Consider the following 15,004-nt stretch of genomic DNA (forward strand, 5'->3'; position numbering starts at 1 on the left):
GCCGCCGCTCAGTCCCACACCGGCGCCAGGCCGTCGGGGTTCACCAGGCGCTCGCCCCGGTCCAGCGCGTCGATGCGCGCCAGCTCGCTGTCGCTCAGGCGCAGCGTGGGCGCGAGCAGGTTGCCTTGCAGGTTCTCGCGCTTCGTGGACGAAGGAATCACCGCGAAGCCGCGCTGCAGCGCCCAGGCCAGCACCACCTGGGCCGGTGTCCAGCCGCGCGAGCGCGCCAGCTCGGTGACCACGGCATCGCCCAGCACCTTGCCGTAGGCCAGCGTCATGTACGAGGTGAGGTGGATGCCCTGCTCGCGCGCGAAGGCCACGAGTTTCGGGCTTTGCAGGTAGGGGTGCAGCTCGATCTGGTTGGTGGCGATGGCCTTCGCGCCCACCACGTCGATCGCCTGGCGCAGCAGCGGGATGGTGAAGTTGGAGACGCCGATGTGCGCCGTCAGGCCCTGGGCCTGCGCGGCCTGCAACGCGTGCAGCGAATCCGCCAGCGGCACGGCGCCCGCGGGCGAGGGCCAGTGGATCAGCGTGAGGTCCACCTGGTCCAGGCGCAGCTTGCGCAGGCTCTCCTGCAGGCTGGGCACGAGCTTCTCGGCGGCCAGGTGCTCGGTCCAGACCTTGGTGGTGACGAACAGCTCGCGGCGCGGCACGCCGCTCTCGGCGATGGCCTGGCCGACCTCGGCCTCGTTGCCGTAGATCTGCGCGGTGTCGATGTGGCGGTAGCCGAGTTCCAGTGCCTGGCGCACGGCGTCGATGACGACCTGGCCCTGCAGGCGGAAAGTGCCGAGGCCGAAGGAAGGGATGGGGGTGTTCATGGTGTGTCTTTCAAAAAAAAGGGAGTCAGTGACCAGCGTACGCCGCTGTGCGTCCGCCGCTGCGGGCCGGTGCCGGGTCGCGCGCGTCGAGGCGGCCGCTCCACACGGTCAGGCCGAACGCGCCGAGCACCACCAGCGCACCGATCCAGGGTGTGTGGCGCAGGCCGATGCCGTCCACGATCCAGCCACCGCCCCAGGCGCCGAGCGCGATGCCGAGGTTGAAGGCCGCGATGTTCAGGCCCGAGGCCACGTCGATGGCGCGCGGCGCGAAGCGCTCGGCCTGCTGCACCACATAGACCTGCAGGCCGGCCACGTTGCCGAAGGCCACGGCGCCCCAGGCCAGCACGGTCAGCACCATGAGCCAGGGGTTGGAAACGGTGAAGGTCAGCACCAGCAGCACCAGCGCGAGCAGCGAGAAGATGATCTTCAGCGCGGGGATGGGGCCCTTGCGGTCGGCCAGCCTGCCGCCCCAGAGGTTGCCCACCGCCACCGACAGGCCGTAGGCCAGCATCACGCCGCCGACCGCGCTGGCCTGGAAACCGGTGACCTGCTGCAGCATGGGCGCGAGGTAGGTGAAGGCCACGAAGGTGCCGCCGTAGCCCACGGCCGTCATCGCGTACACCAGCAGCAGGCGCGGTTGCCTGAGCACCGCCAGCTGTTGCAGCAGCGAGGCGGGCTGGCTGTGCGCGAGCTTGCGCGGCACGAACAGCAGGCTGCCGACGATGGCCACGATGCCCAGCGCGGCGACCGCGAGGAAGGTGGCGCGCCAGCCGAAGTGCTGGCCGATGAAGGTGCCCAGCGGCACGCCGGTGACCAGCGCCACGGTGAGGCCGCTGAACATGGTGGCGATCGCGCTGGCCGCCTTCTCCTTGGACACCAGGCCGGTGGCGATGGTCGAACCGATGGAGAAGAACACACCGTGCGCCAGGCCGGTGAGCACGCGCGCGGCGATCAGCGTCTCGTAGCCCGGCGAGAGCCAGGCCAGCAGGTTGCCGACGGTGAAGAGCGCCATCAGCGAGAGCAGCAGCGTCTTGCGCGGCAGCTTGCCGGTGAGCGCGGTGAGCACCGGCGCGCCCACGGCGACGCCCAGCGCGTACAGGCTGACCAGCAGGCCGGCCGAGGGCAGGCTCACGCCGAGGTCGGCCGCGATGGTGGGGATGAGGCCGACGATGACGAACTCGGTCGTCCCGATGGCGAAGGCGCTGATGGTCAGCGCGAGCAAGGCTAAAGGCATGAAACCACTCCGAAGGGCTGGAAAGGTTCGCAGTGTGGGCCGGTTCTTTCTTGAGAAAAAGCGGTTGCCTGGAACAACATTTGTGCCGAAAATTCAAGAATGAAGACCACCCTCGACGAACTGCTCGCCTTCAGGACCGTGGTGGACACGGGCTCCATCAGCGCCGCCGCCGAGCAGCTGGGCCAGACCAGCTCGGGCATCAGCCGCGCGCTCAGCCGGCTGGAGCAGAAGCTCAACACCACGCTGATGCGGCGCACCACGCGGCGCCTGGAGCTGAGCGAGGAAGGCCAGCTGTTCCTCGCGCGGGCGCGCGAGATCCTGCAGTCGGTCGAGGCCGCCGAGGACGAACTGGCCTGCCGCCACCTCAAACCCGCCGGCAAGCTGCGCGTGAACGCGGCTTCGCCCTTCATCCTGCACGTGCTGGTGCCGCTGGTGAACGACTTCCTGGCCGAGTACCCCGACATCGAGCTGGAGCTGCACAGCGGCGACAGCATCATCGACCTGATCGAGCACCGCGCCGACGTGGCGGTGCGCATCGGCACGCTGCGCGACTCCACGCTGCACGCCAGGCCGCTCACCTCGTACCGCCTGCGCCTGTACGCCAGCCCGGCCTACCTGAAGAAGGCCGGCCGGCCGACCAAGGTGGAGGACCTGATGCGCCACGCGCTGCTGGGCTTCACCCAGCCCGAGGTGCTCAACACCTGGCCGCTGCGCCACCCCGACGGCGACGGCCTGGCGATCACGCCCACCATCGCCGCCTCCAGCGGCGAGACGGTGCGCCAGCTCGCGCTCGCGGGCGCGGGCATCGCCTGCCTGTCCGACTTCATGACCGGGCCCGACCGCGCCCGGGGTGACCTGGTGCAGGTGCTGATGCGCGACACGCTGGAGCAACGCCAGCCGGTGCACGCGGTCTACTACCGCAACACCGAGCTGGCCTCGCGCATCCGCTGCTTCGTGGACTTCCTGGCGCTGCGCCTGGCCAGCGCCTGAACGCAGCCGGCAGAATCCACCGCATGCCGCCACCACCCTACAACGCCCCCCAGGACATGGAACGCCGCGACTGGATCGCCGGCCTGGAGAAGGGCCTGCACCTGATCGAGGCCTTCGACGCCGAACACTCGCGCCTGACCGCCAGCCAGGCCGCGCAGCGCTGCGGCATGACGCGCACCGCCACCCGCCGGTACTTGCTCACGCTGGTGCACACCGGCCACGTGACCACCGACGGCAAGCTGTTCTGGCTCACGCCGCGCGTGATGCGCCTGGGCCAGGCCTACCTGGAATCGGCGCGCCTGCCGCGCGCCGTGCAGCCCTACCTGCAGCGCGTGACCGCCGGCACCGGCGAGGTCGCCTACAGCGCCGTGCTGGACCACGACGAGCTGGTCTACATCGCGCGCAGCGGCACGCAGCGCCACCTCAACACCGGCTACATGCTGGGCTCGCGCGTGCAGCCGCACCTGACGGCCGCCGGCATGGTGATCCTGGCCGCGCTCGGGCCGGGCTTCTGGGAACCCTGGCTCGCGGCGCAGACGCTGCGCCCCTTCACCTCGCACACCGTGCTGGACAAGCAGCAGCTGCAGCAGAACCTGGTGCAGGCGCGCCAACAGGGCTGGGCCATTTCGGAGCAGCAGCTGGAGATGAACTACCGGGGCATCGCCGTGCCGCTGTGGGACCACAACGACGAGCTGCTGGGCGCGATGAGCGTGACCATGCCCATGAACAACGAGACCAGCGAACTCGCGGTCAAGCGCATCCTGCCGGTGCTGCAGGACACCGCGCGCAGCGCGCGGCCCCTGCTGTGAGCTCAAAGGCCCTGCCTTACTCCTTCGGCATCCTGGCCGCCAGCGCCTCCAGCATCGGCAGGCTGGCATCCAGCGAACGCTGCCACTCGGCGCCCGGCAGGTAGCTGATCACCGACGCATAGGACGACGCGGTCTTCAGGAATTCGGGATCTTTCAGGCTGCTCGCGATCGCCTGTTGCAGCCGCGCCTGGATGTCGGCCGGCACGGCCTTGGGCGCGGCGAACCCGCGGTCGGACGGCATCACCACGGCAATGCCCTGCTCCTTGGCCGTGGGCACGTCCTTGATCGCCGGCGCGCGCGTTTCCATGAACTGCGAGACGATGCGCAGCGGCACGGCCTCCTTCTCGGGCGCGGGCACCGCGGTGAGGCTGGTGAACATGAAATCGGTGTGGCCGCCCAGCAGCGAGTTCTTCGACTGGCTGGAGCCGTTGAACGGAATGTCGTTGAGTTTCACGCCGGTGGCCAGTTGCAGCTGCAGCATCGCCAGGTGGCCGTTGGTGCCCACGCCGTTGTAGCCGAAGGTCAGCGAGTTGGGCTTGTCCTTGAGCGCGGCCACCACCTGCGTGAGCGAGGTGTAGGGGCTGTTGGCGCGCGCCACCAGGAAGGTGGGGTCGCTCACCACACGGGCCAGCAGCGAGAGCTGTTTCGGGTCGTACTGCGCCTTCTTGGTCAGCGGCACGAACAGCAGCGGCGGCACATTGACCACGCCGAGGGTGTAGCCATCGCCGGCGGCCCGCTGCACATAGGCGTTGGCGATCTCGCCCGAGGCGCCCACCTTGTTGATGACCACCAGGTTCGCCTTGCCGCCCAGGTGCTTCTGGATGAAGGGCGCCAGGCCGCGCGCCATGATGTCGGTCTCGCCGCCAGCGGCGAAGCCGACGACGATTTCAATGGGTTTGTCGTCGGGCCAGGCGGCGTGGGCGGTGGTCAGGGTCGAGGCCAGCATCGCCGCCAGCACGGCGGTGCGCTTGAAGGTGTTGAACATGGGAAGAATGTCTCCGTCGGTGTTGTGAGGAAAAGGAAAGGATCAGTCGAACAGGTCCGGGTCCGAGCGGCAGATGGCGTCGTAGATGGGCTGGAAATGCAGCCACGCGATGAAGGGCGTGCCCAGGTGCGTCGACGAGTGGGCCACCGCCTCGGCGCCGATGTGCTGCAGCGGATGGCCCGTGGCTTCGGCCTTGAGCTGGATTTCGCAGGCCCGCTCCGCCGCGATGAACCACCAGGCGGCTTCGTCCACGCTGTCGCGGCCGGCCGAGAACAGGCCATGGTTCTGGTGAATGGCGATCTTGTTCTCGCCGAACGCCGCGGCCACGCTCGCGCCGGCGCTGCGCTGCACCACCACGGCACCGGCCTCTTCGGCGATCAGCGCGTGGTCGTTGTGGAAGCTGGCGGCCGTCTGCGTGATCGGGTCGAGCTTGCGGCCGAGCGCGGCCCAGGCCATGCCGTTCGTGGTGTGCGCATGGCACGAGGCCACGATGTGCGGGTTGGCCTCGTGGATCGCGGCGTGCAGCACGAAGCCGGCCCGGTTGACCGCCCAGCGGCCTTCCAGCACCTTGCCGTCGTGGTCGACCAGCAGCAGGTCGGACGTGCGCACACGGCCGAAGTCCATGGCGAAAGGATTCGTCCAGTACAGGTCCGTGTGCTCGGGGTCGCGCACCGTCACATGGCCGGCAAAACCGTATTCGTAGCGGAACCGGGCGAACACGCGGCACACCGCCGCCAGGCGTTGCTTGCGGTGCAGGCGTTCCTCGGCGAAGGTCGCGAATTGCGGCGGCTGGGGGAAGTACAGGCCTTCCTGTTCGGGTTGGTAGACGGATCGGCCGGCCTGCGCCGGCGGGTGGGTGTTCATGGTGGGTCTCTGTCCAGGTCGGGTGTTCTGGCTGGGCAGTCTATGAAGGACCCGCCGTGGGCGCCAATCACCAATCGGGCCCAGGCCATAAGCCCGCTTTATGCCCGGGGGACCCCTGGGCTCAGTTCGGGGCCGCCGCCTTGCGCAGGTGGGGCAGAAACTTGTCCAGCAGGACCGACGAAGGCGCCGTCTTGTGCCGCAGCAGCAGCGTCCGCACTTCGAGCCGGGGCAACAGGGGCCGCGCCACCAGCCCTGGCAAGGGCAGCGAGGCCAGCAGTTGCGGCTCGACGAGCGCGATGCCCGCGCCGTGGTACGCCAGCGCGATGCCGGTGATCGACAACCCCACCTGCACGCGGATGTCCGGCGTGACGCCGGCCTGGCTGAAGGCGCGGTCCACATAGGGGCGCAGCACCGCCTGCGGCAGGTAGGTGATGAGGCCGTGCGGTGCCAGTTCCTCGATGTGGATCTCGGGCCGCGCCGCCAGCGGGTGATCGCTGCGCATGACGCAGGCCACGCTGTTGTGCACCAGCACCTCGGTCACGACTTCGGAGTGCAGCACCGGTTCGTAAGCCACGCCCAGCTCGGCCTCGCCGCTGGCCACGCGGTCCAGCACCAGAGGCGAAGCGAGGGACTGCAGCGTGACGCGCGCACCCGGGCTGTCGGCGATGAAGGCCGCCACGGCAGCGGCCCCGTACCCGTTGGCAATCGGCGAGGAGGCCGCGATCGACAGCGTGCCCAGCCGCCCGCCCGCCAGGTCCTGCGCGAGCCGCTCCATCGCGTCCATGCGGCCATAGATGCCCGCCACATCGGGCAGCAGCGCCCGCGCTTCGGGCGTGGGCAACAGCCGGCCACCGGCGCGCTCGAACAACTTCATGCCCATGCGGCTTTCCATGTGCTTGAGCGTCGCGCTCACGGCCGGCTGCGTCACGTTCAACATGCGCGCGGCGGCCGTGACCGTGCCGCCGCGCATGATGGCGTGGAAAACCTCGATGTGCCTCAGGCTGAACATGGGCCGACCGCTCAACCGGCCAGGGGCAGCGCGGTCTTGTAGCGCACCTGCTTGAGCGCGAAGCTCGAGCGGATCTTCTCCACCTGGGCGATCGGCGAGAGCTGCTCCAGGATGAAGCGCTCCAGCGCCGGCATGTCGGGCACGGCCACGCGCAGCAGGTAGTCGGCGTCGCCCGTCATCAGATAACACTCCATCACCTCGTCGCGGATGCCGATGCGCGCCTCGAATTCCTCCAGCGCCTCGCGGCTCTGCTGCTTGAGGCTGATGGAGATGAACACGTTGAGGTGCAGCCCGAGTTGCTTCGCGTCCAGCAGCGCCACGTACTGGCGTATCAGCCCACGCGCCTCCAGCGCCCGCACGCGCGCCAGACAGGGCGATGGCGAGAGGTGCACGCGCCGCGCCAGCTCGACGTTGGACAGGCTGGCGTCGTTCTGAAGCTCTTCCAGAATCTTCAGATCGGTGGCATCGAAGTGGTTTGTGCCGTCTGTCTTCATGATCGAAGCATTTTATGCCTACCGACCACGTGGCCGTGCATCCGATCGACACCAACTGCCAGCGGGGCGCGCCTACAGTGCCTGATCCAGGAGAACCCACCATGAACGACGTTTCGAAGCAGCTGCATTTCAGCGAGTCCCTCTCTACCGATCCGGACCCACAAGAGACCCTCGAATGGCGCGATGCCCTGCTCTCGCTGGCGGCCAGCCAGGGGCCGGCGCGCGCGCGGCAGATCCTCGACGAACTCGCGCGCCTGGCGCGCCAGCAGCGCATCGGCTGGCAGCCCGAGCTGAACACGCCGTATGTGAACACCATCGCGGTGGAGGACCAGCCCGCCTTCCCCGGCGACCTCGCGGTCGAGGAGCGCCTGGCCTCGCTGATGCGCTGGAACGCGCTGGCCATGGTGGTGCGCGCGAACCAGGCGTACGGCGAACTCGGGGGGCACATCGCCAGCTACGCGAGCGCGGCCGACCTGTTCGAGACCGGCTTCAACCACTTCTTCCATGCGCGCAGCGAACAACACGGCGGCGACCTGGTGTTCTTCCAGCCGCACAGCGCGCCCGGGGTGTACGCGCGCGCCTTCCTGGAAGGCCGGCTCAGCGAAGCCGACCTGCTGCACTACCGCCAGGAGATCACCGCACCGGCCAGCGGCGCGCGCGGCCTCTCGAGCTACCCGCACCCCTGGCTCATGCCCGACTTCTGGCAGTTCCCCACCGGCTCCATGGGCATCGGTCCGATCAGCTCGATCTACCACGCGCGCTTCATGCGCTACCTCACGCACCGAAACCTGCAGGACTGCGCGGGCCGCAAGGTGTGGGGCGTGTTCGGTGACGGCGAGATGGACGAGCCCGAGAGCATGAGCGCGCTCACCCTGGCCGCGCGCGAGAAGCTCGACAACCTGGTGTGGGTGGTCAACTGCAACCTGCAGCGCCTGGACGGCCCGGTGCGCGGCAACGGCCGCATCATCGACGAGCTGGAAAAACTCTTCGCCGGCGCGGGCTGGAACGTGATCAAGCTGGTGTGGGGCAGCGACTGGGACGGCCTGTTCGCGCGCGACGTCACCGGCGCGCTGGTGCGCGCCTTCGCCCACACGGTGGACGGCCAGATGCAGACCTTCGCCGCCAAGGACGGCCGCTTCAACCGCGACAACTTCTTCGGCCAGAACGAGGAACTGGCCCGCCTGGCGCAGGGCATGACGGACGAGCAGATCGACCGCCTGAAGCGCGGTGGCCACGACCTGGTGAAGATCCACGCCGCCTACGCGGCCGCCGCCGCGCACACCGGCCAACCCACGGTGATCCTGGCGCAGACCAAGAAGGGCTACGGCATGGGCAGCGCGGGCCAGGGCAAGATGACCACGCACAGCCAGAAGAAGTTCGACGGCGCCGACCTGATCGAATTCCGCAACCGCTTCAACCTGCCGCTGAGCGACGAGCAGGCCACCGGCCTGGCCTTCTTCAAGCCCGCCGACGACAGCGCCGAGATGCGCTACCTGAGCGAGCACCGCGCCCGCCTGGGCGGTGCCATGCCCCGGCGCGAGACCGCCTGCGAGGTGGTGCCCGTGCCCGCGATCGACGCCTACGCCGCCTTCGCGCTCAAGGCCGACGGCAAGGAGATGAGCACCACCATGGCCTTCGTGCGCATGCTCGGCGGCCTGCTGAAAGACGGGCAGCTGGGCCCGCGCATCGTGCCCATCGTGGCCGACGAGGCGCGCACCTTCGGCATGGCCAACCTGTTCAAGCAGGTCGGCATCTACAGCAGCGTGGGCCAGCGCTACGCGCCCGAAGACATCGGCTCGGTGCTGAGCTACCGCGAGGCGCTGGACGGACAGATCCTGGAAGAAGGCATCAGCGAGGCCGGCGCCATCGCGAGCTGGACGGCGGCGGCCACCAGCTACAGCGTGCACGGCCTGGCGATGCTGCCCTTCTACATCTACTACTCCATGTTCGGCTTCCAGCGCGTGGGCGACGCGATCTGGGCCGCGGCCGACCAGCGCTCGCGCGGCTTCCTGCTGGGCGCCACCTCGGGGCGCACCACGCTGGGCGGCGAAGGCCTGCAGCACCAGGACGGCAGCAGCCATCTCGTGGCCGCCACCATCCCCAACTGCAAGGCCTACGACCCGGCCTTCGCGGGCGAACTCGCCGTCATCCTGGACGCGGGCATGCGCGAGATGCTGGTGGAGCAGCAGGACGTGTTCTATTACGTCACGCTCATGAACGAGAACTACGCCCAGCCCGACCTGCCCGAAGGCGCGGCCGAGGGCGTGCTCCAAGGTGCGTACCGCTTCGGCCGTTTCGGGCCCGACAACGCGGCGCAGCAGGTGACCCTGCTGGGCTCGGGCGCGATCTTCACCGAGGTGCTCAAGGCCGCCGCGCAACTGGCCGAACAAGGCATCGGCGTGCACGTGTTCAGCATCACCAGCTGGAGCGAGCTGGCGCGCGACGGCGTGGCGCGCGGCGAGCGCTCGCACCTCACGCAACTGCTGGCCGACAGCGCGGGCCCGGTGATCGCCGCGACCGATTACGTGCGCACCGTGCCCGAGAGCGTGCGCGCCTTCGTGCCTGAAGGCCGGGCTTTCCACACGCTGGGCACCGACGGCTTCGGCCGCAGCGACACGCGCGCCGCGCTGCGCGCCTTCTTCCAGGTCGACGCGGAGCACATCGCGCGGCAGGCGACGGCGGCGCTGGGTTAATCCGAACCTTCGCCCATGCCGAGCAGGAAGACCGCGTGCGGCCGCCCGGCGCGAGCGGCCTGCTCCAGCCAGGCCGTGGCGCGCGCCACGTCGCGCGGCACGCGCGGACCGTAGGCCGCCGGTCCCTGCATCAGCATGAAGCCCGCGCGCTCGGCGGCTTCGGCATCGCCCAGCGCGGCCAGTTGCTCGTAGAGCGCGAGCGAGCGCTCGTACTCGGCGATGTAGTGGGCGTGGTGGGCCCGCTCGATACCCATGGGTTGCGCAACGGCCGGACCGGCCGCCGCCAGCAGGAGGGCGGCGTGGAGAAGAAATCTGCGTGACATCAATGACTCCTTGTGAACGGTTCAGGACAACAGCGGCGCCAGCGCCGCCTGGATGCGCTGCTGCTGGGGCGTCGTGGTCATGGCCACCAGCAGTTGCCGAAAGCGCGGCGACTGCAGGCCCGAGCCGATGTACTGCCAGCGGTAGGCGCCCAGCAGGCCGGCGGCGAGGCGGGCGTCCTGTCCCGGCGCGAAGCGGCGCGGGTTGGTGTCGGTGAAATAACGCGCGTCGGCGGTGGCCTGTTGCCGCAGGATGCCGTCGATCGCGCCCAGCAGGCCGATCAGGTCGTCCACCGCCACGTCGCGCTCGCGCGGCGTGAGGCGCCCGTGTTCGCGCTCCCACTCCAGCTCGTCGAGGATGGCGTGCTGCGACTCCTCCTTCCAGTGGAAGAGGAACACGTCCTTGTAGAGCCCGGCGATGTCTTCCATGGGCTGGATGCTCTGGCGGTAGTGCACCTGGGTGAACAGCTCGATGTGGCAGGTGAGCGCGAGCACCGCCCAGGTGGACGCCTCCAGCACCTGCGAGGCCACGGCGTTCGCGGTGGGCAGGAACTCGTAGCCTTCGGCCATGCCCGCCGCGGCCAGGCGCTCGACGCGGCGGAACAGCTCCTGGTGCTTGAGTTCCTCGTCGGTGAAGCGCACCAGCGCCTCCAGCGCGACCTGGTCGCCGAACCAGTGGTGGCGGCTGCACGAGAGCATCTGGATGCCGATGAAGCGCTCGACCAGGCCGAACATGTTGGCGTAGGTGCGGCCCTGCACCTGGCTCAGCCGCAGCTGCTCGGCGGGTTTCAGGAAATCGAGCCGGCTGATGCGCGAGAGCCCGTCGGGCAGGAAGGGTTTGCCGAAGTCGAGCCGGCGGGCGCGGATCACGTCGTGCTCGATGTCCCAGCGCACGCGGCGCGAGGCGGCGATGCAGTGGGCGTAGCGCTCGGTGTGGACGGTGGTGTGGGTCATGCGTCTGAGTTCCATGGGGAGGGGTTCATTCAATGAAGGTCAGCTCGCGCTCGGGTGCCTGCGCGGCCTCCAGCGCGGCCACGATGTCGAGCAGCCGCGCCTCGGCCGCGCGCCAGCCGGCCTCGAACAGGGCCGGCATGGCGGCGGTCTCCCACAGGCCGACCGGGCGCTCCAGGTCCAGCTCCAGGCCGATCAGCTTCTGCCCCCGGGCCTGCGCGGCCTCGGTGCGCGCCTGCATCAGGTTGTTGATGAGCGTGGTGCTGGTCTGCGCCACCAGGCGCGAGACGCGGTCCACCCGGCGCGGCAGGCCGCCGAAGAAACCGAGCGAGAGCACGACGCGCGCATCGGCCGCCGCCGCCAGGGGCAGCGGGTCGGAGAGCACACCATCGACCAGGCGCCGCCCGCCGATGGCCACACTGGGGAACAGGATGGGCACCGCCATGCTGGCGCGCAGCGCGTCCACCAGGCGGCCTTGCGTGAGCACCACGGCCTGGCCGGTGGCGGCGTCGGTGGCGGCCACGCGCAGCGGCGTGGGCAGGTGCTCCAGGCGCGCGTCGCCGAAGGCGTTGCCGATGCGCTCGGCGATGAGGCGGTCGTCGCGCAGCGCGAAGCCCTCGCCAAAGCCCGCGAGCCTGGGCGCGATGAGCTGCAGGTAGGCGCGCCAGCGGCGCTGCTGCGTGAGCTCGGCCGACCACAGCGTGGTGGCCAGGCGCACGGCCTCTTCGCCGTGCATACCCTGTGCCACCTGCGCGCCGAACAGCGCGCCCGAGCTGCAGCCCACCACCAGATCGGGCCGGATGCCCTCGCGCGCCAGGCGCTCGGCGATGCCCAGCGCCGCGATGCTGCGCACACCGCCGCTGCCCAGCACCAGGGCCAGCCGATGGGGGAACGAGGAGAAAGGCGGGTTCTGCATGGCCACCTCCTCAGTGCGCGAGGAAATCCACCACGCGGCGGATCACCTCGGGGTTGCGCGCCACGCGGTGGTGCCCCAGGCCGTGCGTGGCCTTGAACTGCGTGCAGGGCATCGCGGCCGCGAGCGAGAGCCCGTGCTCGAACGGAATCTCTTCGTCGGTCTCGTCGTGCACCAGCAGCGCGGGCAGGCCGGCCTGGCGCGCCATCTCCAGCACCGACATGCGCCCCCAGTCGAGCCGGCCGCCGTAGCGCTGCACGAAAAGCTCGCGCACGCGCCCCAGCACCTCGGGCGTGAGGCCGATGTGCCGCGCGAACATCTCGACGAACCAGTTGCAGTGGTTGAAGGAGCTGATGAGCACCAGCCGCGAGGTGGCCACGCCCCAGTCGCGCGCGGCGAACATCGCCATCGCGGCGCCGAAGGAATGGCCGATGACGGCGTGCAGCGGACCGGCGTGGCGCGCCACGGCCGCCACGGCGTTGGCGAACTCCACCATGTCGGTGCGGTGGCCCGACGAGCGCCCATGCGCCGGCGCATCGAAGGCCACCACGCGAAAGCCCGCGTTCAACAGCGGGCCTACCATGCGACCCAGGTGCATGGCGTTCGAGCCCCAGCCATGCACCAGCAGCACCGCCGGCCCCTGCCCCCACTCGTACACCGCGAGCTCGCCCGCGCCGCACGGCAGGCGGCGCGGGCGCGTCTGCTCGCGCACCGCCAGCGGCCACTTGCCGAGCGCCGCGCGCGGCGGCGTGGCGAGCTGGCGGTAGGCCAGGCGCGCGGCCACGGCGGGCGCGCAGCGGCACAGCCAGCCGTAGGCGCGGCGCAGCGAGGGCGTGCCGCGCGTTTCGGCAAAACGGCCCACGCGCGGTGGGCGTGGGCTCGGCACCACGGCGGGGGCCGCGTGGGGCGATTCGAGATCGGGCGAGAACTGGTGTCTCATGGGGGTTCCTTCGGTCGGGCCCGCCACACGGGCGGCGTGGCAGGGTTTTGAATCTACCGACGCACCCCGTTCGCAACCACGTGAAATTGGTCATGTCCCGAAGGACATGGGCACGCGCCTACAGCCCTTGCAAGGCCGCGAGCAGCTGCGCGCTCGACACCGGTTTGATCAGCAGCGGCAGGCGGTGCCGCGCGGCCGATTCGCGCAAGGCCGCGTGCGTCTCGCCGCTGATGAGCAGCACGCGCTGGCCCCGCTCGCGCAGGGTCAGCGCGAGGTCCAGGCCCGAGGCCGCGTGCGGCAGCCGAACGTCGCAGATGGCCACGTCGCCATACGCCGCCTGCGCCAGCGCCTCGGCCGCCGTCTCCACGTGCAGCACCTGCAGGCCCCAGCCCACGAGCTGGTCGCGCGTGGCGCCGGCCACCAGCGAGTCGTCTTCCACCAGCAGCACGCGCTCCACCGCGAACGCGGGCGAGGGCACGGCGTGCTCGGGCAGGGGCAGCAGCGCGCCCGGCATCGAATGCGCTTCGTGCGCCGGCGCCGGCGCGGCCTCGGGTGGTGGTTCGGCGCGCGGCAGGCTCACCGTCATGCAGCTACCTTGCCCCAGCGCCGAGCGCACCGCGATGTCGCCGTTCATCAGCAGCGCGAGCCGCCGCGCGATCGCCAGCCCCAGGCCCAGGCCCTGGCGGCGGTCGCGCGCCTCGTTGTGCATCTGCACGAACTCTTCGAAGATGCGCGCCTGCGCCTCGGGCGCGATGCCCAGGCCCGCGTCGCGCACTTGCAGCCGCCAACACCCACCGTCACCCCAGCGCAGCGCCACCAGCACGGTGGCCCCGGCGGGCGAGAACTTGATGGCGTTGTCCATCAGGTTGGAGAGCACGCGCACCAGCATCAGCCCATCGGCCAGCGCGAAGGCCTCGGGGCGCGCCAGCGCGACGAGGCGCACGCCCGCCGCCTCGGCCACGGCGCTGTGCTGGCGCACCAGGCTCGCCACCAGCGGCGCGAGTTCGGTGGGCCGCAGCTCGGCCTGCACCACGCCCGAGTCCATGCGCGTGAGGTCCAGCACCTGCGACAGCAGGTCGTCCAGCGCGCGCCACGACTGGCCGATACCGTCGATGGCGCGCAGGGCCGCGCGGTCCTGCGCGCGCTCGGCCAGGCTCACCAGCGGCGCGAGGTACAGGCCGATGGCGTGCACCGGCTGGCGCAGGTCGTGGCTCACCGCTGCGAAGAAGCGCGACTTCGCCAGCCCCAGCGCCGCGATCGTGTCGGCCGCCGCCTCGGCGCGGCGCCGCTGCTCCACCTGGCGCATCACGCCGATCTCCTGCGCGCGCGAGAGGAACACCATGGTGATGGTCATGAGGATGCCGCCGATGCCCATCAGCACCAGCAGCGTGTGGCCGCCCAGGCCGTCGACGATCAGGCGCACCGAGGTCGGCAGCACCGCCAGGCACAGCGCGATGGTGGTGCGCACCACATCGCCGGTGAGGCGCACCGCGATCAGCGTGGCATTGCCCAGCAGGTAGCTCATGAGCACCGCGAGCATGGGCACGTTGTCGGGCACGTAGAGGAACCAGCAGGCGCTGCCCACGAAGGCCATCAGCACCCACATGTAGAGGCGGTACGCGCGCTGGCGGCGCGCCTTGGGCAGGGCGCGGAACGCCGGGCGGTTGACGTGCCACCAGCGCAGCAGGCCCATGCCCGCGATGACCGAGAACCACGCGGCCGGCTGCTGCCAGGGCAGGGCGGTGGCGAACATGAGCGCGCACAGCAGCTCGCAGGCGCGCAAGGCCCAGAGCGAGGCCACCGTGTGGGCGCTGTCCTCGGGGTCGGGCTGATCGTCCCGGCGCGCGCGGGGGGAAAGGGCGTCCCGGTGCATGCCGGCATCTTGCGCACCGGCGGGCCGCCTGTCTTCGCAATGCGCGCGCCAACGCCTGGCATGGCGTGCGAGGCCGTCAACACACCGTCATCAAAAGGTCGCACCGCTGTC

General features: G+C 70.3%; 14 protein-coding genes. 3 read left to right on the top strand and 11 right to left on the bottom strand.

What is annotated here, in order from left to right; genetic code table 11:
* Positions 1 to 8: 8 nt before the first annotated feature.
* Together dkgB and AC1Q9M_RS20295 are read right to left on the bottom strand one after the other, a co-directional pair.
* Positions 9 to 818 (bottom strand): 2,5-didehydrogluconate reductase DkgB, encoded by an 810-nt coding sequence (dkgB, locus tag AC1Q9M_RS20290; protein ID WP_382322058.1) that lies wholly within the window; start codon positions 816 to 818, stop codon positions 9 to 11.
* 25 nt (positions 819 to 843) lie between these two features.
* On the bottom strand, positions 844 to 2,052 hold the full coding sequence (locus AC1Q9M_RS20295) for an MFS transporter (protein ID WP_492435440.1): 1,209 nt from the start codon (positions 2,050 to 2,052) through the stop codon (positions 844 to 846).
* A gap of 99 nt (positions 2,053 to 2,151) precedes the next feature.
* On the opposite strand from AC1Q9M_RS20295, the gene AC1Q9M_RS20300 reads away from it, so the two are divergent.
* Together AC1Q9M_RS20300 and AC1Q9M_RS20305 are read left to right on the top strand one after the other, a co-directional pair.
* A complete protein-coding gene (locus AC1Q9M_RS20300; protein ID WP_492435442.1) occupies positions 2,152 to 3,042 on the top strand; it encodes a LysR substrate-binding domain-containing protein in 891 nt (296 codons plus the stop codon).
* A 23-nt stretch (positions 3,043 to 3,065) separates the two neighbouring features.
* Positions 3,066 to 3,851, top strand: a complete 786-nt coding sequence (locus AC1Q9M_RS20305; protein ID WP_382322060.1) for an IclR family transcriptional regulator domain-containing protein — start codon at positions 3,066 to 3,068, stop codon at positions 3,849 to 3,851.
* A gap of 16 nt (positions 3,852 to 3,867) precedes the next feature.
* On the opposite strand, the gene AC1Q9M_RS20310 is transcribed toward AC1Q9M_RS20305, so the two are convergent.
* The 4 genes from AC1Q9M_RS20310 to AC1Q9M_RS20325 all read right to left on the bottom strand — a co-directional run bounded on the left by AC1Q9M_RS20310 (position 3,868) and on the right by AC1Q9M_RS20325 (position 7,203).
* Entirely contained in the window at positions 3,868 to 4,836 is a 969-nt protein-coding gene (locus tag AC1Q9M_RS20310; RefSeq protein ID WP_492435445.1) for a tripartite tricarboxylate transporter substrate binding protein, read from the bottom strand.
* A 42-nt stretch (positions 4,837 to 4,878) separates the two neighbouring features.
* Positions 4,879 to 5,700, bottom strand: a complete 822-nt coding sequence (locus tag AC1Q9M_RS20315) for a class II aldolase/adducin family protein (RefSeq protein ID WP_382322062.1) — start codon at positions 5,698 to 5,700, stop codon at positions 4,879 to 4,881.
* A 121-nt stretch (positions 5,701 to 5,821) separates the two neighbouring features.
* Positions 5,822 to 6,709 carry a LysR family transcriptional regulator gene (locus AC1Q9M_RS20320; RefSeq protein ID WP_492435447.1) on the bottom strand — a complete coding sequence of 296 codons (888 nt, stop codon included), beginning with the start codon at positions 6,707 to 6,709 and terminating at the stop codon, positions 5,822 to 5,824.
* A gap of 11 nt (positions 6,710 to 6,720) precedes the next feature.
* On the bottom strand, positions 6,721 to 7,203 hold the full coding sequence (locus tag AC1Q9M_RS20325; RefSeq protein ID WP_382322064.1) for an Lrp/AsnC family transcriptional regulator: 483 nt from the start codon (positions 7,201 to 7,203) through the stop codon (positions 6,721 to 6,723).
* A 101-nt stretch (positions 7,204 to 7,304) separates the two neighbouring features.
* Between AC1Q9M_RS20325 and mdeB the strand changes: the two genes are divergently transcribed.
* Positions 7,305 to 9,896, top strand: a complete 2,592-nt coding sequence (mdeB, locus tag AC1Q9M_RS20330) for an alpha-ketoglutarate dehydrogenase (protein ID WP_492435450.1) — start codon at positions 7,305 to 7,307, stop codon at positions 9,894 to 9,896.
* Here mdeB and AC1Q9M_RS20335 read toward each other — a convergent pair.
* The 5 genes from AC1Q9M_RS20335 to AC1Q9M_RS20355 all read right to left on the bottom strand — a co-directional run bounded on the left by AC1Q9M_RS20335 (position 9,893) and on the right by AC1Q9M_RS20355 (position 14,893).
* Positions 9,893 to 10,219 carry a hypothetical protein gene (locus AC1Q9M_RS20335; protein ID WP_492435452.1) on the bottom strand — a complete coding sequence of 109 codons (327 nt, stop codon included), beginning with the start codon at positions 10,217 to 10,219 and terminating at the stop codon, positions 9,893 to 9,895. The genes mdeB and AC1Q9M_RS20335 overlap by 4 nt on opposite strands.
* A gap of 21 nt (positions 10,220 to 10,240) precedes the next feature.
* Positions 10,241 to 11,170: a hypothetical protein gene (locus AC1Q9M_RS20340; protein WP_382322078.1), complete on the bottom strand. Its 930-nt coding sequence runs from the start codon at positions 11,168 to 11,170 to the stop codon at positions 10,241 to 10,243.
* A gap of 25 nt (positions 11,171 to 11,195) precedes the next feature.
* Complete coding sequence (locus AC1Q9M_RS20345) at positions 11,196 to 12,083, bottom strand: patatin-like phospholipase family protein (protein WP_492435454.1); 888 nt, start codon at positions 12,081 to 12,083, stop codon at positions 11,196 to 11,198.
* Positions 12,084 to 12,093: 10 nt separating this feature from the next.
* Complete coding sequence (locus AC1Q9M_RS20350) at positions 12,094 to 13,020, bottom strand: alpha/beta fold hydrolase (protein ID WP_492435456.1); 927 nt, start codon at positions 13,018 to 13,020, stop codon at positions 12,094 to 12,096.
* Positions 13,021 to 13,138: 118 nt separating this feature from the next.
* Positions 13,139 to 14,893 (bottom strand): sensor histidine kinase, encoded by a 1,755-nt coding sequence (locus tag AC1Q9M_RS20355; protein WP_492435458.1) that lies wholly within the window; start codon positions 14,891 to 14,893, stop codon positions 13,139 to 13,141.
* Between the last annotated feature and the right edge of the window lie 111 nt (positions 14,894 to 15,004).

This window comes from Hydrogenophaga sp. GW823-FHT04C09 (assembly GCF_058796355.1).